The 25,667-nt window shown below is 62.1% G+C and carries 26 protein-coding genes; 21 read left to right on the top strand and 5 right to left on the bottom strand.

Features of this window, described 5'->3' with window-relative positions:
• Window positions 1-50 precede the first annotated feature (50 nt).
• Genes odhB through lpdA form a run of 5 tightly spaced genes read left to right on the top strand, consistent with a single transcriptional unit; the run spans window position 51 to window position 4,754 of the window.
• The gene (gene odhB / locus ACODR6_RS09225; RefSeq protein WP_489022357.1) at window positions 51-1,286 is read left to right on the top strand and encodes a 2-oxoglutarate dehydrogenase complex dihydrolipoyllysine-residue succinyltransferase; all 1,236 of its coding nucleotides are present in this window, start codon (window positions 51-53) and stop codon (window positions 1,284-1,286) included.
• Between the two features lie 14 nt (window positions 1,287-1,300).
• A complete protein-coding gene (locus tag ACODR6_RS09220; protein ID WP_112717932.1) occupies window positions 1,301-2,047 on the top strand; it encodes a DUF4241 domain-containing protein in 747 nt (248 codons plus the stop codon).
• A complete protein-coding gene (locus ACODR6_RS09215) occupies window positions 2,044-2,553 on the top strand; it encodes a hypothetical protein (RefSeq protein ID WP_199627864.1) in 510 nt (169 codons plus the stop codon). Before ACODR6_RS09220 ends, ACODR6_RS09215 begins: the two co-directional genes overlap by 4 nt.
• Complete coding sequence (locus ACODR6_RS09210) at window positions 2,550-3,302, top strand: SDR family oxidoreductase (RefSeq protein WP_489022356.1); 753 nt, start codon at window positions 2,550-2,552, stop codon at window positions 3,300-3,302. The genes ACODR6_RS09215 and ACODR6_RS09210 overlap by 4 nt, the downstream gene beginning before the upstream one ends.
• Window positions 3,303-3,347: 45 nt before the next feature.
• Window positions 3,348-4,754: a dihydrolipoyl dehydrogenase gene (gene lpdA, locus ACODR6_RS09205; RefSeq protein ID WP_130283303.1), complete on the top strand. Its 1,407-nt coding sequence runs from the start codon at window positions 3,348-3,350 to the stop codon at window positions 4,752-4,754.
• A gap of 330 nt (window positions 4,755-5,084) precedes the next feature.
• Here the strand turns inward: lpdA and ACODR6_RS09200 are convergent, their stop codons facing one another.
• Together ACODR6_RS09200 and ACODR6_RS09195 are read right to left on the bottom strand one after the other, a co-directional pair.
• Complete coding sequence (locus ACODR6_RS09200) at window positions 5,085-6,158, bottom strand: TraB/GumN family protein (protein ID WP_489022355.1); 1,074 nt, start codon at window positions 6,156-6,158, stop codon at window positions 5,085-5,087.
• Between the two features lie 87 nt (window positions 6,159-6,245).
• The gene (locus ACODR6_RS09195) at window positions 6,246-7,181 is read right to left on the bottom strand and encodes a tyrosine recombinase XerC (RefSeq protein ID WP_489022354.1); all 936 of its coding nucleotides are present in this window, start codon (window positions 7,179-7,181) and stop codon (window positions 6,246-6,248) included.
• A 144-nt stretch (window positions 7,182-7,325) separates the two neighbouring features.
• Here ACODR6_RS09195 and ACODR6_RS09190 point away from each other — a divergent pair, with 144 nt between their 5' ends.
• The 10 genes from ACODR6_RS09190 (at window position 7,326) to ACODR6_RS09145 (ending at window position 17,578) form a co-directional block, all read left to right on the top strand.
• A complete protein-coding gene (locus ACODR6_RS09190; RefSeq protein WP_489022353.1) occupies window positions 7,326-8,270 on the top strand; it encodes a GNAT family N-acetyltransferase in 945 nt (314 codons plus the stop codon).
• Between the two features lie 25 nt (window positions 8,271-8,295).
• The gene (locus tag ACODR6_RS09185) at window positions 8,296-9,444 is read left to right on the top strand and encodes an AAA family ATPase (protein ID WP_489022352.1); all 1,149 of its coding nucleotides are present in this window, start codon (window positions 8,296-8,298) and stop codon (window positions 9,442-9,444) included.
• A gap of 48 nt (window positions 9,445-9,492) precedes the next feature.
• Window positions 9,493-11,709 (top strand): primosomal protein N', encoded by a 2,217-nt coding sequence (locus tag ACODR6_RS09180; protein ID WP_489022351.1) that lies wholly within the window; start codon window positions 9,493-9,495, stop codon window positions 11,707-11,709.
• 82 nt (window positions 11,710-11,791) lie between these two features.
• On the top strand, window positions 11,792-12,181 hold the full coding sequence (locus ACODR6_RS09175; protein ID WP_489022350.1) for an AGROH133_08824 family phage infection protein: 390 nt from the start codon (window positions 11,792-11,794) through the stop codon (window positions 12,179-12,181).
• 254 nt (window positions 12,182-12,435) lie between these two features.
• Entirely contained in the window at window positions 12,436-13,002 is a 567-nt protein-coding gene (locus tag ACODR6_RS09170; protein ID WP_112717954.1) for a F0F1 ATP synthase subunit delta, read from the top strand.
• A complete protein-coding gene (gene atpA / locus ACODR6_RS09165) occupies window positions 13,002-14,531 on the top strand; it encodes a F0F1 ATP synthase subunit alpha (RefSeq protein WP_489022349.1) in 1,530 nt (509 codons plus the stop codon). Before ACODR6_RS09170 ends, atpA begins: the two co-directional genes overlap by 1 nt.
• 26 nt (window positions 14,532-14,557) lie before the next feature.
• On the top strand, window positions 14,558-15,442 hold the full coding sequence (locus ACODR6_RS09160; RefSeq protein WP_112717958.1) for a F0F1 ATP synthase subunit gamma: 885 nt from the start codon (window positions 14,558-14,560) through the stop codon (window positions 15,440-15,442).
• Between the two features lie 23 nt (window positions 15,443-15,465).
• Window positions 15,466-16,938 carry a F0F1 ATP synthase subunit beta gene (gene atpD / locus ACODR6_RS09155; protein WP_112717960.1) on the top strand — a complete coding sequence of 491 codons (1,473 nt, stop codon included), beginning with the start codon at window positions 15,466-15,468 and terminating at the stop codon, window positions 16,936-16,938.
• Window positions 16,938-17,171 (top strand): hypothetical protein, encoded by a 234-nt coding sequence (locus tag ACODR6_RS09150; RefSeq protein WP_112717962.1) that lies wholly within the window; start codon window positions 16,938-16,940, stop codon window positions 17,169-17,171. The genes atpD and ACODR6_RS09150 overlap by 1 nt, the downstream gene beginning before the upstream one ends.
• Window positions 17,171-17,578 (top strand): F0F1 ATP synthase subunit epsilon, encoded by a 408-nt coding sequence (locus ACODR6_RS09145; protein ID WP_112717964.1) that lies wholly within the window; start codon window positions 17,171-17,173, stop codon window positions 17,576-17,578. Before ACODR6_RS09150 ends, ACODR6_RS09145 begins: the two co-directional genes overlap by 1 nt.
• Before the next feature lie 145 nt (window positions 17,579-17,723).
• Here ACODR6_RS09145 and ACODR6_RS09140 read toward each other — a convergent pair whose 3' ends face one another.
• Window positions 17,724-18,287: an NADPH-dependent FMN reductase gene (locus ACODR6_RS09140; RefSeq protein ID WP_489022348.1), complete on the bottom strand. Its 564-nt coding sequence runs from the start codon at window positions 18,285-18,287 to the stop codon at window positions 17,724-17,726.
• Window positions 18,288-18,359: 72 nt separating this feature from the next.
• Here ACODR6_RS09140 and soxR point away from each other — a divergent pair, with 72 nt between their 5' ends.
• Window positions 18,360-18,821, top strand: coding sequence for a redox-sensitive transcriptional activator SoxR (gene soxR, locus ACODR6_RS09135; RefSeq protein ID WP_489022347.1), 462 nt, complete (start codon window positions 18,360-18,362; stop codon window positions 18,819-18,821).
• Here soxR and glpD read toward each other — a convergent pair.
• Complete coding sequence (gene glpD / locus ACODR6_RS09130) at window positions 18,818-20,341, bottom strand: glycerol-3-phosphate dehydrogenase (RefSeq protein ID WP_489022346.1); 1,524 nt, start codon at window positions 20,339-20,341, stop codon at window positions 18,818-18,820. The genes soxR and glpD overlap by 4 nt on opposite strands.
• Window positions 20,342-20,438: 97 nt before the next feature.
• Window positions 20,439-21,221 carry a DeoR/GlpR family DNA-binding transcription regulator gene (locus tag ACODR6_RS09125; RefSeq protein WP_112720146.1) on the bottom strand — a complete coding sequence of 261 codons (783 nt, stop codon included), beginning with the start codon at window positions 21,219-21,221 and terminating at the stop codon, window positions 20,439-20,441.
• Window positions 21,222-21,315: 94 nt separating this feature from the next.
• Here ACODR6_RS09125 and ACODR6_RS09120 point away from each other — a divergent pair, with 94 nt between their 5' ends.
• The 5 genes from ACODR6_RS09120 to ACODR6_RS09100 all read left to right on the top strand — a co-directional run bounded on the left by ACODR6_RS09120 (window position 21,316) and on the right by ACODR6_RS09100 (window position 25,666).
• Window positions 21,316-22,086: an SDR family NAD(P)-dependent oxidoreductase gene (locus ACODR6_RS09120; RefSeq protein WP_130284332.1), complete on the top strand. Its 771-nt coding sequence runs from the start codon at window positions 21,316-21,318 to the stop codon at window positions 22,084-22,086.
• 102 nt (window positions 22,087-22,188) lie between these two features.
• A complete protein-coding gene (locus ACODR6_RS09115; RefSeq protein ID WP_112720148.1) occupies window positions 22,189-22,530 on the top strand; it encodes an ArsR/SmtB family transcription factor in 342 nt (113 codons plus the stop codon).
• Window positions 22,531-22,598: 68 nt separating this feature from the next.
• Window positions 22,599-23,492, top strand: a complete 894-nt coding sequence (locus ACODR6_RS09110) for a LysR family transcriptional regulator (protein WP_130284330.1) — start codon at window positions 22,599-22,601, stop codon at window positions 23,490-23,492.
• Between the two features lie 141 nt (window positions 23,493-23,633).
• On the top strand, window positions 23,634-24,113 hold the full coding sequence (locus tag ACODR6_RS09105) for a formate dehydrogenase subunit gamma (RefSeq protein WP_489022345.1): 480 nt from the start codon (window positions 23,634-23,636) through the stop codon (window positions 24,111-24,113).
• Window positions 24,110-25,666 (top strand): formate dehydrogenase beta subunit, encoded by a 1,557-nt coding sequence (locus tag ACODR6_RS09100; protein WP_489022344.1) that lies wholly within the window; start codon window positions 24,110-24,112, stop codon window positions 25,664-25,666. Before ACODR6_RS09105 ends, ACODR6_RS09100 begins: the two co-directional genes overlap by 4 nt.
• The last annotated feature ends 1 nt before the right edge of the window (window position 25,667 follow it).

Genomic DNA, 25,667 nt, shown 5'->3' with positions numbered 1-25,667 from the left:
CCTCGAAACGAACAACGATCGAAACAAACTGATCAACGGAAACTAAAATCATGGCCACAGAAATCCGCGTTCCAACTCTCGGTGAGTCCGTCAGCGAGGCGACAGTCGGCACCTGGTTCAAGAAGGTCGGCGATGCCATCAAGGCAGACGAGCCGATCCTCGAGCTTGAAACCGACAAGGTGACCATCGAAGTCCCGGCTCCGGCCTCCGGCACGCTGTCCGAAATCGTTGCCCAGGCCGGTGAAACCGTCGGCCTCGGCGCGCTGCTCGGCCAGATTGCCGAAGGTGCCGCCGCTGCAGCCCCGGCTGCCGCGCCCGCCGCTGCCGCTCCGGCCAAGGTTGCCGAACCGGTTGCTGCTGCACCGGCTGCACCGGCTGCCGCACCGTCCTCCATGCCGCCGGCTCCGGCTGCTGCAAAGATGCTCGCTGAAAACAACATCTCGGCGGAGCAGGTCGATGGTTCCGGCAAGCGTGGCCAGGTCCTGAAGGGCGATGTCATCGCTGCCGTTGCCAAGGGTGTATCGGCTCCGGCTGCTGCACCGGCCGCCCCGGTTGCCGCCCGCGCACCTTCGACCGTCGAAGACGCCGGCCGCGAAGAGCGCGTGAAGATGACGCGTCTGCGCCAGACGATCGCGAAGCGCCTGAAGGACGCCCAGAACACGGCTGCCATGCTGACCACCTATAACGAGGTGGACATGAAGGCTGTCATGGACCTGCGCGCCAAGTACAAGGACGTCTTCGAAAAGAAGCATGGCGTGAAGCTCGGCTTCATGGGCTTCTTCACCAAGGCCGTGACCCACGCGCTGAAGGAACTCCCGGCCGTCAACGCCGAGATCGACGGCACCGACATCATCTACAAGAACTTCTGCCACGTCGGCATGGCTGTCGGCACGGATAAGGGTCTTGTCGTTCCGGTCATCCGTGACGCCGACCAGATGTCGATCGCCGAGATCGAAAAGGAACTCGGCCGTCTTGCAAAGGCTGCCCGTGACGGTTCGCTGTCGATGGCCGACATGCAGGGTGGCACGTTCACGATCACCAACGGTGGCGTCTACGGCTCGCTGATGTCCTCGCCGATCCTGAACGCTCCGCAGTCGGGTATCCTCGGCATGCACAAGATTCAGGACCGTCCTGTGGTCGTCGGCGGCCAGATCGTCATCCGTCCGATGATGTATCTCGCGCTCTCCTACGATCACCGCATCGTCGACGGCAAGGAAGCAGTCACCTTCCTCGTCCGCGTCAAGGAAAGCCTGGAAGATCCGGAGCGTCTGGTTCTCGATCTCTAAGCGGAGCAAATCCGATGCGGAACCGGATCAAGCAGGCGGCATTGGCGCTTTTGTGCGCAGCCGCAGTGCATCTTCCGGTTCCGGCTTCCGCTGCCGCCTGGGATATCTCCAAGGCGAGCAGCAATTTCGACCTGGTCTCGCTGGATGATGCAGCCCTTGCCGAGCGCAAGATCACCACGGTGAAGATGGGCGACGTGCAGCTGACATCCGGCCGTATCATCGCCGCCGATCCGCTGGCCCAGCCTGACCGCCCTGCCTTTGTCAGGACCGTGCCTCCCGGCAACTATCCCGTGACTCTTTATCAGGCCTTCGGCCGCGTTGCCGCCGCCAGCATGCGCTTTGGCGAAGGCAAGCCGGTTCGCTGGGAGATGGCGGCGATCCCCGGGCAGGATCCGGCGAGCCTGAAGGACGACGAGATCTTCGGCTATCCTGTCGATGCCGGCCTCGGCGCTTACATGGATGCCGATACGCTGAAGCTCTTGGAAGAGCGGGCGGAGACCGCGCAGGCGGCAAAGCCGGACGAGGATGTGAACTACTACGACATCATCGCCCCGGAACTCGATGCCAACGGCGGGCGCTATGCGCTGCATTCGCCGGTATCGGGAAAGCCGGGCAATGTCGCGATTTTCTGGAGCGGCTGGGGCGACGGTTTCTATCCGGTTTTCTGGGGACTGGCCGAAGACGGTCATCCGCTGGTGATGCTGACGGATTTTTATGTGATCGAGAATTCCGACGGGCGTAAGGAGCCGGTGGCGCAATGAGCAAGAAAGCTAGCCTTGCAGCCCTGTTTGCGGTCTCTGCCCTGACCCTGCCGGATATCGCGGCAGCGGCGGATTGCCTGCAGTCGCATGCCGTCTATGCCGATCGCGATGGTATCTACCAGCTGAAGTTCCAGCCGCTGAACTCCGATGCGGCCGCTGCCAACAACCAGTTCAAGATGACCGTGAAGGACAGCGATGCCGTGCTCGACGGCTATGTCATGCCTTCGGAAGACCCGACGCGGACAATCGGCATGGTGATGTTCCATTGCCCCGATGGCGATGCGACAGGTGCCGATCTCGATGCCTGCACGATCTGGCAGGGGCCGGTCTACGGCGTCGATGCCAAGGGCGTGATCGACAATCTGCCGGCCGAGAAGGCGAATGCCGTCGACAGCATCGTGCTTCCGGCAATTGGTCCGGCGCTTCGCGATTCCACCATTCTCGGCGAAGGCAAACAGGTTGCCGCGCCCTGGGATGTCTTTGCCTTCAAGGAATGCACGAAATGAGCGGCGCACCTGTTCTCCTCGTCACCGGCGGAAGCCGTGGCATCGGTGCCGCGGTCTGCAGGCTTGCCGCTAGCCAGGGATGGCGCGTGGCCGTCAACTACGCATCCAACAAGGATGCCGCTGATGCTGTCGTCAGTGATATCGTAGGCCAGGGCGGGGACGCTTTCGCCGTCAAGGGCGATGTCGGCAATGCGGCCGATATCACCGCAATGTTCGCAGCCGTCGACAAGCATTTCGGCCGGCTCGATGGCCTCGTCAACAATGCCGGTATCGTCGATCAGCCGCAGCGCGTCGATGAGATGAGCGTCGAGCGCATCGAGCGGATGATGCGCATCAATATCACCGGTTCGGTTCTCTGCGCTGCCGAGGCTGTGCGCCGCATGTCGACCCGTCACGGCGGCAAGGGTGGCTCGATCGTCAACATCTCCTCGATGGCGGCGATCATCGGTTCGCCGTCGCAATATGTCGACTACGCGGCCTCCAAGGCGGCGATCGACACGTTCACGATCGGTCTGGCGCGCGAAGTCGCGACGGAGGGCGTGCGTGTCAATGCCATCCGCCCGGGCATCATCGATACCGATATTCATGCGTCCGGCGGCCTGCCGGATCGCGCCAAGGACATGGCGCCTTCCATTCCGATGCAGCGGCCCGGAACGGCCGGCGAGGTCGCGGATGCGGTGCTTTATCTTCTCTCTTCGAATTCTTCCTATGTGACCGGCGCCATCATGAATGTGAGCGGCGGGCGCTAGGCATTTCCATTTCCTGACCAACGGACAAACAAAAGGAAAAGAACAATGGCTTACGATGTGATCGTTATCGGAACCGGCCCTGGCGGTTATGTCGCGGCAATCAAGGCCGCGCAGCTCGGCCTGAAGGTTGCGGTCGTCGAAAAGCGTGCGACCTACGGCGGCACCTGCCTCAATGTCGGCTGCATTCCGTCCAAGGCGCTGCTGCATGCCTCCGAGATGTTCCATCAGGCCGCGCACGGCATGGACGCCCTCGGCATCGAGGTCGCGGCTCCGAAGCTCAATCTCGAAAAGATGCTGGCGCATAAGGATGCGACCGTGAAGTCGAACGTCGATGGCGTCGCCTTCCTGTTCAAGAAGAACAAGATCGATGCCTTCCAGGGCACCGGCAAGATCGTCTCCGCCGGCAAGGTTTCCGTCACCGCCGAAGACGGCAAGGTGCAGGAACTCGAAGCCAAGAACATCGTGATTGCCACCGGCTCCGACGTCGCCGGCATTCCGGGCGTCAAGGTCGATATCGACGAGAAGATCATCGTCTCCTCGACGGGTGCGATCGCGCTCGACAAGGTGCCGGAGACGATGATCGTCGTCGGCGGCGGCGTCATCGGCCTCGAGCTCGGCTCGGTCTGGTCGCGCCTCGGCGCCAAAGTCACCGTCATCGAGTATCTCGACAAGATCCTCGGCGCGATGGATGGCGACGTTTCCAAGCAGTTCCAACGCATGCTCGGCAAGCAGGGCATCGAGATTAATCTCAGCGCCAAGGTTACCGGCGTCGAGAAGGGCGGCAAAGGCGCGAAGGTCACCTTCGAACCGGTCAAGGGTGGTGACGCCCAGACCGTTGAAGCCGATGTCGTGCTGATCTCCACCGGCCGCGTGCCCTACACCGCCGGCCTCGGCCTCGAGGAAGCCGGCGTTAAGCTCGACAACCGCGGCCGCGTCGAGATCGACGGCCACTTCAAGACCAATGTCGACGGCATCTATGCAATCGGCGACGTCGTCAAGGGTCCGATGCTGGCCCATAAGGCTGAAGACGAAGGTGTGGCACTCGCCGAAATCCTCGCCGGTCAGCACGGCCATGTGAACTACGACGTCATCCCGAGCGTCGTCTACACGCAGCCGGAAGTCGCTTCCGTCGGCAAGACCGAGGAAGAACTGAAGGCTGCAGGCATCGCCTACAAGACCGGCAAGTTCCCCTTCACCGCCAACGGCCGCGCCCGCGCCATGCTGGCGACCGACGGCTTCGTGAAGATCCTGTCGGACAAGGAAACCGACCGCGTTCTCGGCGGCCACATCGTCGGCTTCGGCGCCGGCGAGATGATCCACGAGATCGCCGTTCTCATGGAATTCGGCGGCTCCGCCGAAGACCTCGGCCGCACCTGCCATGCGCATCCGACGATGTCGGAAGCCGTGAAGGAAGCTGCGCTGGCGGCGTTCTTCAAGCCGATCCATATGTGAGATCGGTAGCAGGTTAGTATGAAGCCGCGGTCTGAGAGGGCCGCGGCTTTTTTGTGCCTGGCGTTTTGGGCCTTAGCCGGCAGCTCGAGCCCGGAGCCCCCTCACCCTGCCCTCTCCCCGCGGGGGAGAGGGGAAGTTGGCGCAAGGGGCACCCTCGACTTTCCCTTCTCCCCAGCGGGGAGAAGGTGGCCCGAAGGGTCGGATGAGGGGGGCGCGGGGTATGGCGGCGCGCGCGCGTCTCTTCAGCCCAAGGACTTGGGCCGGCTGGATTCCCATGACGAGCACAGGAATGAGGGTGAGTTTGGGGTTTGAGACCTGTAGCCTTCCGGCTCAGTTCACCGCAGTGACCGTAAAGCCCTGCTGACGCAGCAGCTCGATAACGCCCTTGTCGCCCGGCAGGTGCAGGGCGCCGACGGCCATGAAGACGTTGCCGGCGGCGAGGATGGGGGCGGCGCGGTCGGCCATGACCTTGTTGCGGTCGAGGATGATGCGCTGCTCGAAGGCGGCATAGTCGCCGTCACCGCCTTCTTCGGGGGAGACGGTCTTCAGCATCGGGATGGTCATGCCGACGTTGCCCGAGAGGTAGAGGTCAGTCATGGTCTCGACGACGTCGTTCATCTTCGGGCCGAGTTCCAGCGTTTCGATCAGCGACTTCAGATGAAACTCCATCGGCAGCTCGGCCATGGCCTGCAGCTGTTCGGCAAGGGTTTCGAGACCCTTGACCTGCTTGCCTTCCTTGACGGCGTCGGCAGCGATCTTCTGGTCGAGGAACTGGACGCCCTTGGCCTTGCGGGCGATCTCGCAGGCGGGGAGGGCGACGGCGCTGGCAATCATCCAGGGGCGCATGCGCGAAACGGCCGCGAGCGGAATGCCGCGCTGCTTCAGGCCGGCGTCGAGGCGGGCGTAATCTTCCGGCGAGAGCAGCTTCTGGATCGTCGTGCCGTCGGTAAACATCGTCAGATCGGGACGGGCGAGCAGGGCGGCGGCAGCCTTCTTCTCGTCGAGGATTTCGTCGGATTCGATGACGATCGTATCGGCGTTGTCGTGGGCGGTCTGGGCGTAGGCGGGCAGATTCAGGACGCGCGGGTCGGTGACATGCATGCTGCCGAGCAGCCAGGACGGCTTCAGGCCCGGTTTCTCGATTTTCCAGAAGATACCTTTGCCGTTCGGCACGGCATCGGCTTCCTTGACGACTTCGGCATAGCGGGCGGGATCGGATTGCTTCAGCTCGGCCATCAGGTCCTTGCCGGAGCAGCTGTCATCGGCTGCCGCGGCAGGTGTGACCGAGAAGAGGACGGCGAGCAGCGACGCGGCGAGCAGCATGTGGAAGGCCGCGATCAGCCAGAGCAGGATGTTGCCCGGCTGCGCAATCTCAAATCTGCGATGGCCGATGGAAATCGTCATGATTGCTTCCGCTCGCTATGCTTAATCAGATCCATGCTCTACGCCGCCTTCGCGCATATTCCTTTAAGGGAAAGCGTTAACGAATGATTACGCCCTTGGATGGGCACGATCGTAGACCTCGAGCAACCTTGCCGAATCGACACCGGTATAGACCTGCGTGGTGGACAGGCTGGCGTGGCCGAGAAGCTCCTGAATGGTGCGAAGGTCGCCGCCACCGGCAAGCAGATGCGTTGCGAAGGAGTGGCGCAGCGCATGCGGCGTTGCCGTCTCCGGCAGGCCGAAGGCGCTGCGCATCTTCTGCATGGTACGCTGGATGATCGCCGGCTGCAGCTTGCCGCCGCGGGCGCCGCGGAAGAGAGGTTCGGCTGCTTCAAGATGAAACGGGCAGAGCGCGCGGTACTTGCCGACGGCCTCGCTGACGATGGCGAGAAGCGGCACGAGCCGGGTCTTGTTGCCCTTACCGGTGATACGCAGCGAGGTCGCGGCATCGTGGAAATCGCCGGGCGTCAGATCGAGTGCCTCGGATATACGCAGCCCGCAGCCATAGAGAAGCGTCATGACGGCAGCATCGCGCGCCGCGATCCAGGGGGCATCGTGCATCTGTGCCTCGTCACTGACGACGGTGACGGCCTGCCGGTCGGAGAGTGGCTTCGGCAGCGATTTCGGCTGCTTCGGTGAGCGCACCGCGCTGGCGCCTGCGGCGTTCACCAATCCCTTCTTCTCGAGATAGCGCAGCAGCGAGCGCAGGCCGGCGAGATTGCGGCCGAGCGAACGGGCGCCGGATCCTTCCTTGCGGCGGGCGGCGAGGAAGGCGCGGAAATCGGCGGGGCGGAGCGCCTCGATATCCTTCAGCGTCGTGGGGCCGCCGAGATGGCCGGTGAGGAAGGTCAGGAACTGGCGGCTGTCGCGCTCGTAGGCGTCGAGCGTGTGTTCCGAAAGACGGCGTTCGCTTTCCAGGCTCTGGAGCCAGGCGCTGCGCTCGGACATCAGGCGCGGATCGGCGATAATCAAAAGTTCGTTCACGGCTCGGGCCTTGATTTCGGGGCAGTCGCCGCCAATTTTCACCGAGGGACGGTTATGGAATTGCTAATATCGGCCAAGCGCTTGTCATGCTTCGATCATAATAGGTTGCGATAGCTGGTTCCCGGAACGAGGCAGGACTCTTGTATGGCGCGGCGCCACTCCACGACGGCTTTCGGACAGCTCGCGGAAGCAATCGCCCTGGTTTCTCACGGCAACCCCGGCCATATCGTCGATACGCTGATTGCCGAGCGCGGACAGCGGATCGTCAAGAACCCGCTCTGGCCGGTGATGCGGCCCTTCCTCTACACGCTGCTGCGCTACAACAAGGCGCTGCAATTCGCCAATGACGTGGCGAATATGCCGGGCTTCCAATGCTTCGAATATATGAGCAACCTGCTGAGGCTGGATATCCAGGTGCGGCATGCCGAGCGCATTCCGGAAACGGGCGGCTTCATTCTGGTCAGCAACCACCCGACGGGGATCGCCGATGGCGTTGCCGTCTTCGATCTCCTGAAGACGCGCCGGCCGGATATGATGTTCTTTGCCAATCGCGATGCGGTTCGCGTCAATCCGCGTTTTGCGGAGATGGTCATACCGGTCGAGTGGCGCGAGGAATACAAGACCAAGCTCAAGACCCGCGAGACGCTGCAGCTGACCAACCATGCTGTTAAGGAAGGCAAGGCGACAATCCTCTTTCCGTCGGGACGTATTGCCTATTGGGCGAATGGCAGGCTTAACGAGCGGCCATGGAAGAGTTCTGCGGTGGGATTGGCGCGCAAGTACAATCTGCCGATCCTGCCGGTGCATATGACGGCCCGCAATTCCGGGCTGTTCTACTGGTTTGCCAAGTGGTCGACGGAGCTTCGCGACATGACCGTTTTCCATGAACTCCTGAACAAGCGCGGTGACCGGTTCGATTTTACGATCGGCGATCTCATTCCGGTCGAGCATCTGGATGGCGATATCAACGATGTGACGAAGGCGCTCGAGCAGCACACCGTTTTCGGATTGGGCGCTGATGACAGCGCCCGCTTTTCGCCGGTCGCCCGGGAGCCGCAACCAGAGCCGCTGCTCGCCCATTCTTTTTGACGCTGGTTTGCGCTAAAGCGGTCTTATGCGTCTTCGCTCGATGTTTGCCCAGAATTACCGCTCCCTGCGTTCGATCCGTCTGGACCTGGCGGATACGACGCTGTTTCTCGGCGAGAACGGTGTCGGTAAATCCAATCTCTACCGCGCGCTACAGCTGGTGCAGGCGGCAGTGCGCGGGCGGTTGGCGCATGAGCTGGCAGCCGAGGGCGGCATGTTTTCGGTGCTCTGGTCTGGCACCCGGCGCAAATCCGATGGACCGGCGCGAATCCGGCTTGAGGTCGAGATCGTCGACGAGGAGCGGGCGGTCACGTTCCGCTATCACGTCGAAGCCGGGTTGCGTCCGCTGAAGGCCGCCGCTGGCTTTCCGCTCGAGCCGCAGGTGAAGGCCGAGGAGTTGACGGTCGAGACCGGCCGCCGGGCTGTGACGATGATGAAGCGGTCGGGTCCCGGCATTTTCGTGCGCGACGGCGACGGGCGGATGCAGGAGCATCCCGACGAGGCGCTGACATCGGAGACGGCGATCGCGCTGCTCGGCGATGCCGGCAATTTCCCCGAGGTCGCCGCCTTCCGGCGCATCGTCAACAACTGGCGCTTCTTCCATGGCTTCCGTACCGACCGCGCCTCGCCGCTTCGCCATCCCTGCCTTGCCGTGACAGGCCCGATGCTGGACGAAGATGGGGCCAATCTGGCCGCAGTCTTCGCGACGCTTGTGCATACCAGGCAGGATACGGTCGAGCTCGATCGCATTTTGGGCTCCGCTCTCGGCGGCGCGACGCTGGTCGTGCCGGAACCGGGCGAGACGGCGGAGTTCGGGTTGAAGCTGCCAGACTTTCCGCATCGGATATTCCAGCCGCGTGAACTTTCGGACGGGCAGATCCGGTTTCTCGGCCTGGCCGCCGCACTTCTCTCCTACCGGCTGCCGCCGCTGATCGCGCTCAACGAGCCGGAAGCCAGCCTGCACCCGGATATGCTAGGGCCGCTGGCCGATATGATCGCCGAGGCATCGAAGACCAGCCAGGTGTGGATCGTCACGCATTCGGCTCAGCTTGCCGAAGCCGTCCGCGAACGCTGCGGTGTGCGGCCACGCAAGGTGATCCGCGAGAACGGCGCAACCTGGATCGAGGGCATGCGGCTGACGGGCGTGATCTCGGGCGAAGAGGACGATGACGACTAGCATGCGGCGGGTTTCATTTTCACGCCGTAGCGGGCATGGTCTGGCGCGATGAGCACAGATTCGTCCGATCTCTTTGGCGCATTGTTCGAGACACCACCGGCAACCCGCACGGTTCCGGTGCTCGTACCCTTGCCTGCGCCGCGGCCCTATTCCTACGCCGTGCCGGAGGACATGGCCATCGAGCCCGGTTCCGTCGTGCAGGTGCCGCTCGGGCCGCGCCAGGTGATCGGCGTCGTCTGGGACGGCGGCGAGGATGGCGTCGATCCGAAGAAGCTGCGGCCGATCAGCCATGTCTTCGATTGCCCGCCGCTGACCAAGGAGATGCGCGATTTCATCGACTGGGTGTCGGCCTATACGCTCTCGCCGCCCGGTCTCGTGGCGCGCATGGCGCTGAGGGCTCCGAATGCGTTCGAGCCGGAGCCCATGGTGGAAGGTTTGCGCTTCGTCGGCGGCGAACCGGAGCGGATGACGCCGGCGCGGGCCCGCGTGCTCGAGCGTGCCTCCGATGGCGTTTCCTGGACGCGGACGGGGCTTGCCCATGCTGCCGGTGTTTCGACCAGCGTCGTTGATGGCCTGATCAGCCAGGGGATTTTCGAAACGATCTTCCTGCCGCCGCCGCCTGTCGTCGCAAAGCCGGATCCCGATTTTGCCGCCTCGCGATTGGCCGGTCCGCAGAAGGATGCGGCCGAGGATATTCTCGGCGAGGTGCGCAATGGCGCCTTCGCTGTATCGCTGATCGATGGTGTTACCGGTTCGGGCAAGACCGAGGTCTATTTCGAGGCGATTGCCGAGACGCTCAGGCGTGGCAAGCAGGTGCTGATCCTGCTGCCCGAGATCGCGCTGACGGCGAGCTTCCTCGAGCGCTTCCAGGATCGCTTTGGTTCGAAGCCTGCCGAATGGCATTCCGATCTGGCGCCGCGTATCCGCGAGAAGGTCTGGCGGCAGGCTGTTACCGGCGAGGTGCGTGTCGTCGCCGGTGCGCGTTCGGCGCTCTTCCTGCCGTTCGAAGATCTCGGCCTGATCATCGTCGATGAAGAGCATGATCCTGCCTACAAGCAGGAGGACCGCGTCTATTACAATGCCCGTGACATGGCCGTCGTGCGGGCGCGGATCGGTGATTTTCCGATCGTGCTGGTATCTGCAACGCCGTCGGTCGAGAGCCAGGTCAACGGCCAGAGCGGTCGCTATACGACGATCCATCTGCCGACGCGCTTCGGCGACGCGGCGCTGCCGGATCTGCATCTCGTCGATATGCGCCGTCATGCGCCGGAGCGCGGCGGCTTCCTGTCACCGGTACTGATCCGGGCGATCGGCAAGACGATCGAGAAGAAGGAGCAGGCACTGCTCTTTCTCAACCGGCGTGGCTATGCGCCGCTGACGCTTTGCCGCGTCTGCGGGCATCGCTTCCAGTGCCCGCAATGTTCGAGCTGGCTGGTCGAGCATCGCTTCCGCAGCCAGCTGCAATGCCATCAGTGCGGCTATACCGAGCGGACGCCGGAAGCTTGCCCGGAATGCGGCACGCTCGATCATCTGGTCGCCTGCGGCCCCGGCGTCGAGCGCATCGCCGAAGAGGTCGAGCGGCATTTCCCGGATGCGCGTACCATCGTGCTGTCATCCGATATTACCGGCGGCGTGAAACGGCTTCGCCTGGAGCTCGATGCGATCGCCAAGGGCGAGGCTGATATCGTCATCGGCACGCAGCTCGTTGCCAAGGGACATAACTTCCCACTGATGACGCTGGTTGGCATCGTCGACGCCGATCTCGGGCTGGCGAATGGCGATCCGCGCGCCGCGGAACGCACTTTCCAGCTGCTCTCGCAGGTGACCGGCCGTGCCGGGCGAACCGGTTTGAAGAGCCATGGTCTATTGCAGACCTACCAGCCGCAGCATCCTGTGATGCAGGCGATCGTCTCAGGCGATGCCGGGGCCTTCTACGAGCGGGAGATTACCGAGCGCGAGCGGGCGATTTTGCCGCCCTTCGGCAGGCTGGCCTCGATCATCGTCTCGGCCGAGACCCGCCAGGACGCGGAAAGCCATGCGCGCGGCATTCGCAGTTCGGCGCCGCAGGTGTCGGGCATTTCGGTGCTGGGTCCGGCTGAAGCGCCGCTGGCGATCGTGCGCGGCCGCCACCGTTTCCGCCTGCTGGTCCACGGCCGGCGCAATTCCGATATGCAGGCGTTCCTGAAAACCATGCTGGCGCAAGCGCCGAAGGAGCGGGGTTCGGTTCAGGTTCAGCTGGATATCGATCCGCAGAGCTTCCTTTAAAAACAGCTGATCGTGGCCGTTTCCGGCAGCAGACAATCATGCCATAAGGTCAAAAAACATGGGCATGATTTGGGGCTGATTCATGGAGTTCTATTTTCCGGAAACCTTCGGCGAGCAGCTGGCATTCTGCTGCGCGGCATTCACGGCGGCTGCGGGCTTTGTCATCATGTTCGCGCCCGGTTACGCCATGAAGCTCTTCGGTCTCGCGCCGCGCGGCGAGCGGCGGGATGGTTATGCGGAGCAGCGCTCGGTCGGCGGCTTCTATCTCGGCTTCGGTCTGGCGGCGATCATGCTCGCCCAGGACTTCATCTACATGGCGCTCGGCGCCGCCTTCGCGATGGCATTTTTTGCCCGCTTCATCTCCCTTCTTTCTGATAAGGGGAGCACAATTATCAACTATTTACTTCTGGTTGTGCAGGCGGTTCTCGCAGCGGTTCCGCTGGCCTATTCTTTTGGGTTCTTTGCAACCTGAATTACAGGGCTGACGGGCGCCCGCTCGCCTGCTCGAATGCCATTTCACGATTTTGCCGACAGAAAATCATTCGAAAGGCATATTCGGGCATTACGCGTGTTGCGAGTCCCTGCGTCCTATGTTAGACGGACCCCGAATTTCGGAAGAAGCAAGAGGCTTCTCTTGCGATTTCTGGGGGAAATCAAAACGAATTCAAGAGCATAGGTCAGGCGCCCGCCGACGGCCGGATTCTTGAATTGAAATCAGGGAAATTTGTGCCCGTGGCAGACACGTCCCAGCTTACTTCTGGTGTTGCAGAACGATATGCGTCCTCGCTATTCGATCTGGCGCTCGAAGAAGGTGCCGTCGAGAGCGTCACCGCAGATCTCGACCGTTTCCAGGCGATGCTGGATGAGAGCGACGACCTCAAGCGTTTCGTCGCCAGCCCGGTATTCTCGGCTGACGATCAGCTGAAGGCTATTGTTGCCATCAGCGAAAAGGCCGGTATTTCCGGTTTCGTCGGCAACTTCCTGAAGGTCGTGGCGCGCAACCGCCGCCTGTTCGCCCTCCCGGGCATGATCAAGGCCTTCCGTGTCATCGCTGCCCGTCAGCGTGGCGAAATTTCTGCCGAGGTTACCTCGGCCCATGCGCTCACCGCAGCGCAGGAAACCGAATTGAAGGCGGCGCTGAAGGGCGTCACCGGCAAAGACGTGGCGATTGCCGTCACGGTTGATCCGTCAATTCTTGGTGGTCTGATCGTCAAGGTCGGGTCCCGTCAGATTGATACGTCGCTTCGCACCAAACTTTCTACTCTCAAGCTTGCATTGAAAGAGGTTGGCTGATGGATATCCGCGCCGCGGAAATTTCCGCAATTCTCAAAGATCAAATCAAAAACTTCGGCAAAGAGGCTGAGGTTTCGGAAGTCGGCCAGGTTCTTTCTGTCGGCGACGGTATTGCTCGCGTTTACGGTCTGGACAACGTTCAGGCCGGTGAAATGGTCGAGTTCCCGGGCGGCACCCGTGGTATGGCTCTGAACCTCGAATCCGACAATGTCGGCGTCGTTATCTTCGGTTCGGACCGCGACATCAAGCAAGGCGACACCGTCAAGCGTACGGGCGCCATCGTTGACGTTCCGGTTGGTCCGGAACTCCTCGGCCGCGTTGTCGACGCTCTCGGCAACCCGATCGACGGCAAGGGCCCGATCAATGCCAAGCAGCGCGCACGCGTTGACGTCAAGGCTCCGGGCATCATCCCGCGCAAGTCGGTTCATGAGCCGATGTCGACCGGCCTCAAGGCTATCGACGCCCTCATCCCGGTTGGCCGCGGCCAGCGCGAGCTCGTCATCGGCGACCGCCAGACCGGCAAGACCGCGATCATTCTCGACGCGATCCTGAACCAGAAGGCCATTCACGACTCCGGTCCGGAAGGCGAAAAGCTGTTCTGCGTCTACGTCGCTGTCGGCCAGAAGCGTTCGACCGTTGCTCAGTTCGTCAAGGTTCTCGAAGAACGCGGCGCTCTGAAGTACTCGATCATCATCGCTGCCACGGCTTCCGATCCGGCTCCGATGCAGTTCCTCGCACCGTTTGCCGGTTGCGCCATGGGCGAATACTTCCGTGACAACGGCCAGCACGCCCTGATCGGTTACGACGACCTGTCCAAGCAGGCTGTTTCCTACCGTCAGATGTCGCTGCTGCTGCGCCGCCCGCCGGGCCGCGAAGCTTACCCGGGCGACGTTTTCTACCTGCACTCGCGTCTCCTCGAGCGCGCTGCAAAGATGAGCGACGAAAAGGGCGCCGGTTCGCTGACCGCTCTGCCGGTCATCGAAACGCAGGGCAACGACGTTTCGGCCTTCATTCCGACCAACGTGATCTCGATCACCGACGGCCAGATCTTCCTCGAAACCGACCTGTTCTACCAGGGTATCCGCCCGGCCGTTAACGTCGGTCTGTCGGTTTCGCGCGTCGGTTCTGCCGCGCAGATCAAGGCGATGAAGCAGGTCGCAGGCTCGATCAAGGGCGAGCTCGCCCAGTACCGCGAAATGGCGGCATTCGCTCAGTTCGGCTCGGACCTCGACGCCGCAACCCAGCGCCTCCTGAACCGCGGTGCACGTCTGACCGAACTCCTGAAGCAGCCGCAGTTCTCGCCGCTGAAGACCGAAGAACAGGTCGCTGTGATCTTCGCTGGCGTCAACGGCTACCTCGACAAGCTGCCGGTTGCATCGGTCGGCAAGTTCGAACAGGCTCTGCTCTCCTACCTCCGCTCGGAAGGCAAGGCGATCCTCGACACGATCCGCACGGAAAAGGCTATCAGCGACGATACGAAGGGCAAGCTCACTGCTGCTCTCGAAGCGTTCTCCAAGTCTTTTGCCTGATCGGACCCAGTTAGGACGGATAACGGATGCCTTCACTTAAGGATCTGAAAAACCGGATCGCCTCCGTCAAGGCGACGCAGAAGATTACCAAGGCGATGAAAATGGTCGCCGCGGCTAAGCTTCGGCGTGCGCAGGAGGCGGCCGAGGCCGCCCGGCCTTACTCGGAACGCATGGCGGCTGTTCTTTCGAACATCGCCAATGCGGTTACCGATGCCGACGGCGCACCGCTGCTCATGACCGGTACCGGCAAGGATCAGGTTCACCTGCTCGTTGTCTGCACCGCAGAACGCGGCCTTTGCGGCGGCTTCAACTCGCAGATCTCGCGCTTTGCCCGTGATCATGCGCGCAAGCTGATCGCCGAAGGCAAGACCGTGAAGATCTTCACGGTCGGCAAGAAGGGCTTTGACAGCCTGCGCCGCGAATTCGCATCGCTGATCGTCGAGCGCAAGGAATTGCGCGAGGTCAAGCGCGTCGGATTCGATAACGCGGACCAGATCGGCAAGCGCATCATCGAGATGTTCGAAGCCGGCGAGTTCGACGTTTGCACGCTGTTCTATTCCGAGTTCAAGTCGGTCATCAGCCAGATCCCGACGGCCCAGCAGATCATCCCGGCACAGGCGCCTGAAGGCGTTGTCGAAGATGCTGCCCATGCCGGCGCGGTCTATGAATATGAGCCGGATCCGGCTGCGATCCTTGAGGATCTGATCCCGCGCAACATCTCTGTCCAGATCTTCCGTGCACTGCTTGAAAACGCAGCCGGTGAAATGGGCGCCAAGATGAGCGCGATGGACAACGCGACGCGTAACGCAGGTGAGATGATCAACAAGCTGACGCTCAACTACAACCGTCAGCGTCAGGCGCAGATCACCAAGGAACTGATTGAAATCATTTCGGGCGCGGAAGCGCTCTGAGGTTAGAGAAAGAGGGTATTAAAATGGCTAGGGCAGCTACCCCGAAGGCGGCAGCGAAGACCGCCGCTAAGAAGACCGCCACAGGCTCTGTCGGCAAGGTCACACAGGTTATCGGCGCCGTCGTCGACGTTGCTTTCGAAGGCGAACTGCCGGCGATTTTGAACGCGCTCGAAACCACGAACATGGGCAACCGCCTTGTTCTCGAAGTCGCGCAGCACCTCGGCGAAAACTCCGTTCGCACGATCGCCATGGACTCGACCGAAGGTCTGGTTCGCGGTCAGGAAGTCACCGACACCGGCGCACCGATCTCGGTTCCGGTTGGCGACGAAACGCTCGGCCGTATCATGAACGTCATCGGCGAGCCGGTTGACGAAGCAGGTCCGCTGGTTACCGCTTCCAAGCGCGCCATCCACCAGGACGCTCCGGCTTACGTCGAGCAGTCCACGGAAGCGCAGATCCTCGTCACCGGCATCAAGGTCGTCGACCTTCTCGCTCCCTACGCAAAGGGCGGCAAGATCGGCCTGTTCGGTGGCGCAGGCGTCGGCAAGACCGTTCTCATCATGGAACTGATCAACAACGTCGCCAAGGCGCACGGTGGTTACTCGGTCTTCGCAGGCGTGGGTGAACGTACCCGCGAAGGCAACGACCTTTACCACGAAATGATCGAGTCCGGCGTTAACAAGCACGGCGGTGGCGAAGGCTCCAAGGCTGCGCTGGTTTACGGCCAGATGAACGAACCGCCGGGCGCACGCGCTCGTGTTGCTCTGACCGGTCTGACGGTTGCTGAACACTTCCGCGACCAGGGCCAGGACGTTCTGTTCTTCGTCGACAACATCTTCCGCTTCACGCAGGCTGGCTCGGAAGTGTCGGCTCTGCTCGGCCGTATTCCTTCGGCCGTTGGTTATCAGCCGACGCTCGCAACCGACATGGGTCAGATGCAGGAACGCATCACCACGACCACGACCGGTTCGATCACCTCGGTTCAGGCCATTTACGTCCCCGCCGACGACTTGACCGACCCGGCGCCGGCAACTTCGTTCGCCCACCTGGACGCAACGACCGTTCTGTCGCGTTCGATCGCTGAAAAGGGTATCTACCCGGCCGTTGACCCGCTCGACTCCACGTCGCGCATGCTCGACCCGATGGTTGTCGGCGAAGAGCACTACGAAGTGGCTCGTAAGGTTCAGTCGACGCTGCAGCGCTACAAGGCTCTGCAGGACATCATCGCCATCCTGGGTATGGACGAACTGTCTGAAGAAGACCGTCTGGCCGTTGCCCGCGCCCGTAAGATCGAGCGCTTCCTGTCCCAGCCGTTCTTCGTCGCCGAAGTCTTCACCGGTTCGCCGGGTAAGCTCGTTGCGCTCGAAGACACGATCAAGGGCTTCAAGGGCCTGGTCAACGGCGAATACGACCACCTGCCGGAAGCAGCCTTCTACATGGTCGGCTCGATGGAAGAAGCCATCGAAAAGGCCAAGAAGCTCTCCGCAGCTGCTTGATGAGCGACGCTCATGACGAGATCTTCTGCTGCGACTCCCTTCGGGAAGTCGTGGCAGATCTTCCGGCCCCTGCAGCCCCGACCGTCTATAGGGCGGATAACGGCCAGCTGATGATGGTGGTGGGACTGGTCCAGACCGAAGAGGGTCTCGGCTATCTCGATCAGGCGATACAGCACTGCCCGTTCTGCGGGACCAAACTGCAAGATGCAAAGGCCGAGAAGGTAAGTCACTGATGGCTGACAATTTCAATTTTGAACTCGTATCTCCGGAGCGTCTGCTTCTGTCGGAGATGGTGACGGAAGTTGTCATTCCGGCCACCGAGGGCGAGATGACGGTCATGGCCCACCATGCGCCGACGATGACGACCATCAAGCCCGGCATCGTCAGCGTTCGTTCGGCCTCCGGCAGCAAGCAGGACTATGTCGTGTTCGGCGGTTTCGCCGATATCCTGCCGACCGGCTGCACGCTGCTTGCCGAGTCCGCCGTTCCGGTTGAGGAAATCAACAAGGACGAGCTGACCCGCCGCATCGAGGCTGCGCAGAAGGACCTCGAGGATGCCGAGCATCACGAGCACAAGTCCAAGCTTGAGCAGTTCATCCTCGAACTCACGCATCTGCGTGGCGTCGTCGAGCAGGATTGATCGGGACTTTTCCCAAGTGATCGAAAGCGGCCTTCAGGGCCGCTTTTTTGTTTTCAGGCTACCGGATCGACCAGCGCACCCGGGCGGTGGCCTTGCCCGGGTGCGCATCGCAGCCGCGCACCTGCCAGAGCCGCGGCCGTGATCTCTAGGCCGCCGCCTGATAGGGCTGCTCGTTGCGGGCGGCGCGAAGGGCGCGCGCCCACCATTGCAGCCTGCCCATCATCCGGCTGAGATGCCGCAGCGCCTCTTCCGGGCGGTCGAAGTGCCCGTCCTTGTCGAGCCGGTCCCAGGGGGAGACGATGCTGACCGTATCGCGGATCGCGACTGCGTGGAGCTCGGCGAAGACCAGGCGCAGATGTTCGATGGCGCGCAGGCCGCCTGAAATGCCGCCATAGGCGACGAAGGCGATCGGCTTGACGTGCCAAGGCTCGTAGAAGGCGTCGACGAAGAATTTCAGCGAGGCGGGGAAGCTGTGATTGTATTCCGGCGTGACGATGATGAAGGCGTCGGCGCGCTGCAGCCTCGCGGCGATCTCGCCGGTTTCGTCGCCGCTATTGGGGACCAGGCCAAAATCGAGCGGGTCGATGATATCCAGTTCGATCAGCGGGTAGTGGCCGAGCTGGCTGACGAGCCATTTGACGACGCGGTCGCACATGCGGCCGGGCCGCGTGCTGCCGTAGATGACGGCCAATCTGATCGTGGTCTGCATGCATTGCTCCTTCTTTACGATCATCGGGAGCTCGGGTTATAAAACCTCAACTAATATTGAGGTCAACAGTCCATGCAGAAAAATTCGGATGGCATGATGAGCCGGCTGCTCAGCGTCGGCGAGGTAGCGGCACGCAGCGGTCTTGCGGTGTCGGCGCTGCATTTCTACGAGAGCAAGGGGTTGATCGCGAGCATCCGTTCGCGCGGCAACCAGCGCCGTTATGGCCGCGATGTGCTGCGCCGTCTCGGGATCATCAAGGTGGCGCAGCGGGTTGGAATTCCGCTTGCCGAGATCGAGGCGGCCTTCGCGACCCTGCCGCAGGGCCGCACGCCGACGGTCTCCGACTGGCGGACGTTGTCGCAGCTCTGGAAAAACGATCTGGACGACCGCATCAAGCGGCTGACACTGTTGCGCGACCACCTGACGGGATGCATCGGTTGCGGCTGCCTGTCGATCGAAAGCTGTCCGCTGCGCAACCCGCATGACAGGCTGGGCAGCGAGGGTACCGGTGCGCGGTTGCTCGAAGATATCTAGGCGGCGATGCGCTCGGCCTGCAGGAAGCTCTCCAGAGCCGCTGCCTCGTCCTTGCTGAGGTAGAGACCCTTCTTGCTCCGCCTCCAGAGAACATCCTCAGCGGTGAAGGCCCATTCATGCTGCATGAGATAGCGCACTTCGGCCTCATAGAGATCCGACCCGAAATGCCGCCCGAGATCGGTGATGGAGGCCGCCTTGCCGAGCAGGACGGTGGCCCTGGTGCCGTAGCGGCGCGTCAGCCGCCGCGCATGGGCGGGCGCCAGGAACGGATAGGCCGCCTGCAGCCTGGCGACCTCTGCCTCGTAACCCTGCGCCGGAAAGTCGCCGCCCGGCAGATGGCTCTTCGCCGTCCAGGGTGAGCCCTTGGCGCCGATCGCTTCGCCGATCTTCTCCAGCGCATGTTCCGACAGGCGCCGGTAGGTGGTGAGCTTGCCGCCGAAGACATTGAGAAGCGGCGCGGCATTCGCCTCGCTGCCGTCCTTGCCTTCAAGCTTCAGCACATAATCGCGCGTCGCCTCCTGCGCCTTCGAGGCGCCGTCGTCGAAGAGTGGGCGGACGGCCGAATAGGTCCAGACGATATCCTCGGGCCGGACCGGCTCCTTGAAATACTCGCTGGCCGCCTTGCAGAGGTAATCCGTCTCCTCCGCGGATATCCTCACATCCTTCGGATCGCCGCCGTAATCCCGGTCGGTGGTGCCGATCAGGGTGAAGTCGTCCTCATAGGGAATGGCGAAGATGATGCGGTTATCGGGGTTCTGGAAGAAATAGGCTTTGGGACTGTCGAACTTCTTCTTCACGATGATGTGGCTGCCCTGGACGAGGCGGACATGGCGGGCCTCGTTCTGGCCGAAGGCGGCACGGATGACGTGATCGACCCAGGGACCGGCGGCATTGACCAGCATGCGGGCCTGATGCGTTTCGCTGCGGCCCGAGAGCGTATCCACCGTCTCGACGACCCACAGCCCATTCTCGCGCCGCGCCGACACCACTTTGGTCCGCGGCATGATCAGCGCGCCCTTGTCGGCGGCGTCCCTGGCGTTCAGCACCACCATGCGGGCATCGTCGACCCAGCCGTCGGAATATTCGAAGGCTTTCGTAAACAGCGCCTTCAAGGGCTTGGCTGCCGGATCGCGGCGCATGTCGAGCACCGATGTCGGCGGCAGGAGCTTGCGGCCGCCGAGATGATCATAAAGGAACAGACCCAGCCGGATCAGCCAGGCCGGGCGGATGCCGCCCTTGTGATAGGGCAGGACGAAGCGCATCGGCCAGATGATATGCGGCGCCATCGCCCAGAGCACTTCGCGCTCCATCAGCGATTCCCGCACCAGGCGGAACTCGTAATGTTCGAGATAGCGCAGCCCGCCATGGATCAGCTTGGTGGCGCCCGACGAGGTGCCGGAGGCGAAGTCGTTCATCTCCGCCAGCGCCACCGAATAGCCGCGCCCCGCCGCATCACGCGCGATCCCGCAGCCGTTGATGCCTCCGCCGATCACGAATAGGTCGAAAGTCTGGCTGCCCACGCGGTTCTCCAACGATTTAGTGCTTAAAATGAAATCCACTAAGCGCTAAAACGAAAGAAAACGAATGTCAAACGAACCTTTTGCGACAGCGTAAGATTTAATCTTTGGTGCTGCCCGCCCGGTTGGTCTCCACCAGATTGATGCCGCCCTCGGAACAGATGCGGCGGAGCGAATCCAGCGTGCATTCGTCGGTCACGAAGGTATGGACCTGCGACAGGTGGCCGATGCGAACGGGCGCCGTGCGCTCGAATTTGGTGGAATCGGCGACCAGCACGACATGCCGGGCATTGGCCATGATCGCCTGGGCGACCTTCACTTCGCGGTAATCGAAATCGAGAAGCGCGCCATCGGGGTCGATCGCCGAGGCACCGATCACCGCATAGTCGACTTTGAACTGGCGGATGAAATCGACGGCCGCTTCACCGACGATGCCGCCATCCGAATGGCGCACGACGCCGCCGGCGATCACGACCTCGATCGACGGGAATAGTCGCAAGCGACTGGCGACATTGATGTTATTGGTGATGACCATCAATTCGTGATGCTCGATCAACGCTTCGCCGACTGCTTCCGTCGTCGTGCCGATATTGATGAAGAGGGAAGCATTGTTCGGGATGAGCGCGGCCGAGGCACGGCCGATCGCCGTCTTCTCGTTGGCCGCGATCGAGCGGCGCGCCTCGTATTTGACGTTTTCGGTACCGCCAGGGAAAATCGCGCCGCCATGGATGCGCGTCAGTACCCGGCTGTCGCAGAGATCGTTGAGGTCCTTGCGGATCGTCTGCGGGGTGACCGAGAAGCGGGCCGCTAGGTCTTCCACCAGCACGCGGCCCTCTGACTTTGCGATGTCGAGGATCTCGGTCTGCCGTCCGGACAGAAACATGCTGCGCCTCCCTTTCTTTCGTTTCTTGCGATCATATGTTAAAGCGAAAATTGCGCAATCGGCGACTGCCAGCCGGAGTGGGGAGGGCCTCAGCGTGTTTCATCCAAAGCTTTTCGAAAACCGCAATGTCGTCGTCACGGGGGCCGGGCGCGGCATTGGCCTCGAGGTCGCACGCCAGTTTCTCGATTGCGGCGCACGCGTCGCCGTTCATACCGGCCGCAGCAAGAGCCGCGACCTTCCGGACTTCCTGCTGACGGCCGAAGCCGATCGTCGCGCCGTGCTGATCTCAGGCGATTTCAGCGAGCCGGGCGGCACCGCCACTTTCGCCTGGAAGGTGCTGGATGCCTTCGGCACCATTCATGTGCTGGTCAATAACGCCGGGACGATGGTCGGCCGGTTTCCGGCGGGTGAGTTGACGGATCAGGATTATGAGGCGGTTACCCGGCTTAACCAGACCTCCGTCGTCGAGGTAACGCGCGCGCTGCTGCCGGCGTTGCGGGCCGCCAAGGGTGCGGCGATCGTCAACACCGTATCGATATCGGCGCTGACCGGCGGTAGCCCGGGATCGGCGATCTATTCGGCCTCGAAAGCCTTCGTTTCCACCTATTCGAAGGCGCTCGCGCGCGAGCTTGCGCCTGACATGATCCGGGTCAACTGTGTTTCGCCGGGCACGATCGAAACCGACTTCCATGAGCGCTATTCGTCGCGCGAAAAGCTTGAGGCGACACGCAAGACCATACCCTTGCAACGGCTCGGAACCTCCGAGGATTGCGCCCCCGCCTACCTGTTTCTGGCCGCGCCTTCCTTAGCGGGCTACATCACGGGGCAAGTTCTGGAGATCAATGGCGGCCAGCTTATCTGCTGATTTACTTGGACTATTTTTGGTATTTTAGTAAAATTGCGCAGTATATCGGTCTGAATATGGTATCGCTTGGGCCCGTCCCAACCCGTCCATCAGAGAATCCGAATGCGCTTGCCTACAACTGCGCCGGGAACAGCCGGTCAGGAACTGCAGAAGCTTGCCGAAAAAGCTCACGAAGCGAGCAGCCTCCTGAAGGCAATGGCACATCAGACGCGCCTTCTTATTCTCTGCATTCTCGCCGAGCAGGAAAAGACCGTCAGCGAGATCGAGGAACTGCTTGGCGTGCAGCAGGCCATGGTATCGCAGCAGCTGGCGCGGCTGCGCATGGAAGGACTGGTCAACACCCGTCGCGAAGGGCGTCTCGTCTATTACAGCCTCGGCAATGACAGCGTCGCATCCTTCCTGGATTCGCTTTTCGCCATGTTTCCGGCGCCCGCTGCCCGTTGAGGCAGGTCTTGCTAAGCTTATGATGTCCCGCCAAAGATGCCCGGACGCACAGTTCGGCAGGAGGCCGGATGATCGACAAGCTGGAATTCTTCATAGCTCTTGCCAATGAAAAGCATTTCGGCCGCGCCGCCGAAGAATGCGGTGTTTCGCAGCCGACGCTATCAGCCGCGATCCGGCAGCTGGAAGACCAGCTCGGCGTGATGCTGGTGCAGCGCGGCTCGCGTTTTCAGGGGCTGACGCCGGAGGGGCAGCGCGTGCTCGAATGGGCACGCCGCATCGTCGGCGATACGCGCACCATGCGCGAGGAGATGCGCACGGCCCGCAAGGGTCTTTCCGGACACCTGCGGATCGCCTCCATTCCAACGGCTCTGGCTATGCTGCCGCGGATCACCACGCCGTTTCAGGAGCGCCATCCTGACGTGACCTTCTCGATCGTCTCGCGCAATTCGCTGCAGGTTCTCAGCATGCTCGAAAATCTCGAGATCGATGCGGGTGTTACCTATCTGGAGAACGAACCGCTAGGGCGGGTAACTGCCGTGCCGCTTTATGCCGAGCGCTATAATCTGATCACCGCGGCCGGCAGCCCGCTTTCGGATCGCGAAACTGTGACCTGGCGTGAGGTTGGCAATCTTCGGCTTTGTCTATTGACCGCAGACATGCAGAACCGCCGTATCATCAACCGGCATCTCGCCGAAGCCGGGGCCACAGCGCATCCGACGCTCGAATCAGGATCGATGATCGTCTTGTTTTCCCACGTTCGAACGGGGCGCTGGGCGAGCATCATGCCGCGAAATGTCGCGGAATCATTCGGTTTTCCTGCCGAAATCCGGATGATCCCGATTGTCGAGCCCGAGGCCGATCATCTTGTTGGCCTGGTTGCGACGCATCGCGAGCCGTTCACGCCACTCGTCTCTGCGCTGTTGCATGAAGCAAGGATTCTCGCGGAGAGCGAAGATCTTTGATAGGAAAATCCTATCAACTGACGGAACAGCTTTATTGATCGGTTGCATGTTCCCTGAGACACTTCCTGTCACAATGTCATACCAAGCTGGGGGAGCATGGTGTGACGGCTGATAACGGGAAGCCTCGGGAGGCCTGCCACAATGAATGCTCACGTCGCCAATGGCGATATTGCCGAGCGCACCCGCGCGATCGTCTCGCACCTTCGTTCCCTCGAAGGCCCGCTCCTTCCAATCTTGCATGAAGTCCAGGATGAGTTCGGTTATGTGCCGCAGGAAGCGCTTCCTGTCATTGCGCATGAGCTGAACCTGTCGCGCGCCGAAGTGCATGGCGTGGTGACCTTCTATCACGACTATCGCGACCATCCTGCAGGCCACCATGTCCTGAAGCTCTGTCGGGCCGAGGCCTGTCAGTCGATGGGCGGCGACGCCGTGGCTGAGCGGGTCAAGAAGCTTCTCGGCATCGATTTTCACCAGACGACGCTCGATGGCAGCGTGACGCTGGAGCCGGTCTACTGTCTCGGGCTTTGCGCCTGCGCCCCGGCGGCAATGCTCGATGGCGAGCTCTATGGCCGCATCGATGACGAGACCATTGCCGAATTCGCAGCGGAGGTTCGGCGATGACCGTCAAGATTTTCGTTCCTCGCGATGCGGCTGCACTTTCGCTCGGCGCCGACAAGGTTGCCAAGGCGATCGCTTCAGAAGTTGCAGCACGCGGCCTCGATGTGAAGCTGGTACGCAACGGCTCGCGCGGTATGCTCTGGCTTGAGCCTCTCGTGGAAGTGGAAGTCGACGGCAGGCGTATCGGCTATGGTCCTGTGAAGGCCAAGGATGTCGCCGGATTGTTCGAGGCTGGGCTTGTGTCGGGTGGCGATCACGCGCTCTGTCTTGGGGAGGTCGAAAGCCTCCCATTCCTCAAGGAACAGACCCGCCTGACTTTCGCCCGCTGCGGCATCACCGATCCGCTGTCGCTCGACGATTACGAGGCGCATGGCGGTCTTGCCGGGTTGAGGCGCGCTGCCGCGATGGCGCCTGCCGATATCGTCAAGGAAGTCACCGATTCCGGTCTGCGCGGCCGCGGCGGCGCAGGCTTTCCGACCGGTATCAAGTGGAAGACGGTTCTCGACGCCCAGGGTCCGCGCAAATACATCGTCTGCAACGCCGACGAGGGCGATAGCGGTACCTTTGCCGACCGGATGATCATGGAAGGTGACCCCTTCGTGCTGATCGAAGGGATGGCCATCGCAGGTCTCGCGACCGGCGCCACCAAGGGCTTCGTCTACACGCGCTCGGAATATCCGCATGCGATCGCCGCGATGACGGCGGCGGTCGAAATCGCCCGCAAGGCCGGCGTGCTCGGTCCTTCGGTCATGGGCTCGGGCAAGGCCTTCGATATCGAAGTGCGCATGGGCGCCGGCGCCTATGTCTGCGGTGAGGAAACGGCACTGCTGAACAGCCTGGAAGGCAAGCGCGGCATCGTGCGCGCCAAGCCGCCGCTGCCGGCGCACAAGGGCCTGTTCGCATCGCCGACCGTCATCAACAACGTCATCTCGCTGGCCTCGGTGCCTGTCATTCTCGACAAGGGCGCGGCCTTCTATCGCGATTTCGGCATGGGCCGTTCGCGCGGCACGATCCCGCTGCAGATCGCCGGAAACGTCAAGCATGGCGGTCTCTATGAGACGGCCTTCGGCTTGTCGCTCGGCGATATCGTCGACAAGATCGGCGGAGGCACGGCGACCGGACGGCCGGTCAAGGCGGTTCAGGTCGGCGGCCCGCTCGGTGCTTATTTCCCACGCGCGCTATTCGATACGCCGTTCGACTATGAAGCCTTTGCCGCCAAGGACGGGCTGATCGGCCATGCCGGCATCGTCGTCTTCGACGACACGGCCGACATGCTGAAGCAGGCGCGTTTCGCCATGGAATTCTGCGTCGTCGAAAGCTGCGGCAAGTGCACGCCCTGCCGCATCGGCTCGACACGCGGCGTCGAGACGGCGGACAAGATTGCCCAGGGGATCGAACCGGAAAAGAACCGGGCGCTGCTCACCGATCTCTGCAACACGATGAAATTCGGCTCGCTCTGTGCTTTGGGCGGCTTCACCCCATATCCGGTGATGAGTGCGATGACGCACTTCCCGGACGATTTCGCTCCCACACCCCTTATCGAAGCGGCGGAGTAAA

The sequence above is a fragment of the Rhizobium sp. FG96 genome, assembly GCF_057808655.1.
The sequence above is the reverse complement of the archived record's forward strand: the minus strand, read 5'-3'. Positions and strand labels throughout refer to the sequence as shown.

Coding starts and splice junctions, on each gene's coding strand:
- ACODR6_RS09185 (WP_489022352.1), top strand. CDS start 8,296: ATGCGTCTTCGCTCGATGTTTGCCCAGAATTACCGCTCCCTGCGTTCG.
- ACODR6_RS09210 (WP_489022356.1), top strand. CDS start 2,550: ATGAGCGGCGCACCTGTTCTCCTCGTCACCGGCGGAAGCCGTGGCATC.
- ACODR6_RS09175 (WP_489022350.1), top strand. CDS start 11,792: ATGGAGTTCTATTTTCCGGAAACCTTCGGCGAGCAGCTGGCATTCTGC.
- ACODR6_RS09200 (WP_489022355.1), bottom strand. CDS start 6,158: ATGACGATTTCCATCGGCCATCGCAGATTTGAGATTGCGCAGCCGGGC.
- atpA (WP_489022349.1), top strand. CDS start 13,002: ATGGATATCCGCGCCGCGGAAATTTCCGCAATTCTCAAAGATCAAATC.
- ACODR6_RS09125 (WP_112720146.1), bottom strand. CDS start 21,221: ATGTTTCTGTCCGGACGGCAGACCGAGATCCTCGACATCGCAAAGTCA.
- ACODR6_RS09190 (WP_489022353.1), top strand. CDS start 7,326: ATGGCGCGGCGCCACTCCACGACGGCTTTCGGACAGCTCGCGGAAGCA.
- ACODR6_RS09115 (WP_112720148.1), top strand. CDS start 22,189: ATGCGCTTGCCTACAACTGCGCCGGGAACAGCCGGTCAGGAACTGCAG.
- soxR (WP_489022347.1), top strand. CDS start 18,360: ATGCAGAAAAATTCGGATGGCATGATGAGCCGGCTGCTCAGCGTCGGC.
- ACODR6_RS09100 (WP_489022344.1), top strand. CDS start 24,110: ATGACCGTCAAGATTTTCGTTCCTCGCGATGCGGCTGCACTTTCGCTC.
- ACODR6_RS09140 (WP_489022348.1), bottom strand. CDS start 18,287: ATGCAGACCACGATCAGATTGGCCGTCATCTACGGCAGCACGCGGCCC.
- odhB (WP_489022357.1), top strand. CDS start 51: ATGGCCACAGAAATCCGCGTTCCAACTCTCGGTGAGTCCGTCAGCGAG.
- ACODR6_RS09110 (WP_130284330.1), top strand. CDS start 22,599: ATGATCGACAAGCTGGAATTCTTCATAGCTCTTGCCAATGAAAAGCAT.
- ACODR6_RS09180 (WP_489022351.1), top strand. CDS start 9,493: ATGAGCACAGATTCGTCCGATCTCTTTGGCGCATTGTTCGAGACACCA.
- ACODR6_RS09150 (WP_112717962.1), top strand. CDS start 16,938: ATGAGCGACGCTCATGACGAGATCTTCTGCTGCGACTCCCTTCGGGAA.
- atpD (WP_112717960.1), top strand. CDS start 15,466: ATGGCTAGGGCAGCTACCCCGAAGGCGGCAGCGAAGACCGCCGCTAAG.
- ACODR6_RS09215 (WP_199627864.1), top strand. CDS start 2,044: ATGAGCAAGAAAGCTAGCCTTGCAGCCCTGTTTGCGGTCTCTGCCCTG.
- ACODR6_RS09160 (WP_112717958.1), top strand. CDS start 14,558: ATGCCTTCACTTAAGGATCTGAAAAACCGGATCGCCTCCGTCAAGGCG.
- ACODR6_RS09105 (WP_489022345.1), top strand. CDS start 23,634: ATGAATGCTCACGTCGCCAATGGCGATATTGCCGAGCGCACCCGCGCG.
- ACODR6_RS09220 (WP_112717932.1), top strand. CDS start 1,301: ATGCGGAACCGGATCAAGCAGGCGGCATTGGCGCTTTTGTGCGCAGCC.
- ACODR6_RS09145 (WP_112717964.1), top strand. CDS start 17,171: ATGGCTGACAATTTCAATTTTGAACTCGTATCTCCGGAGCGTCTGCTT.
- lpdA (WP_130283303.1), top strand. CDS start 3,348: ATGGCTTACGATGTGATCGTTATCGGAACCGGCCCTGGCGGTTATGTC.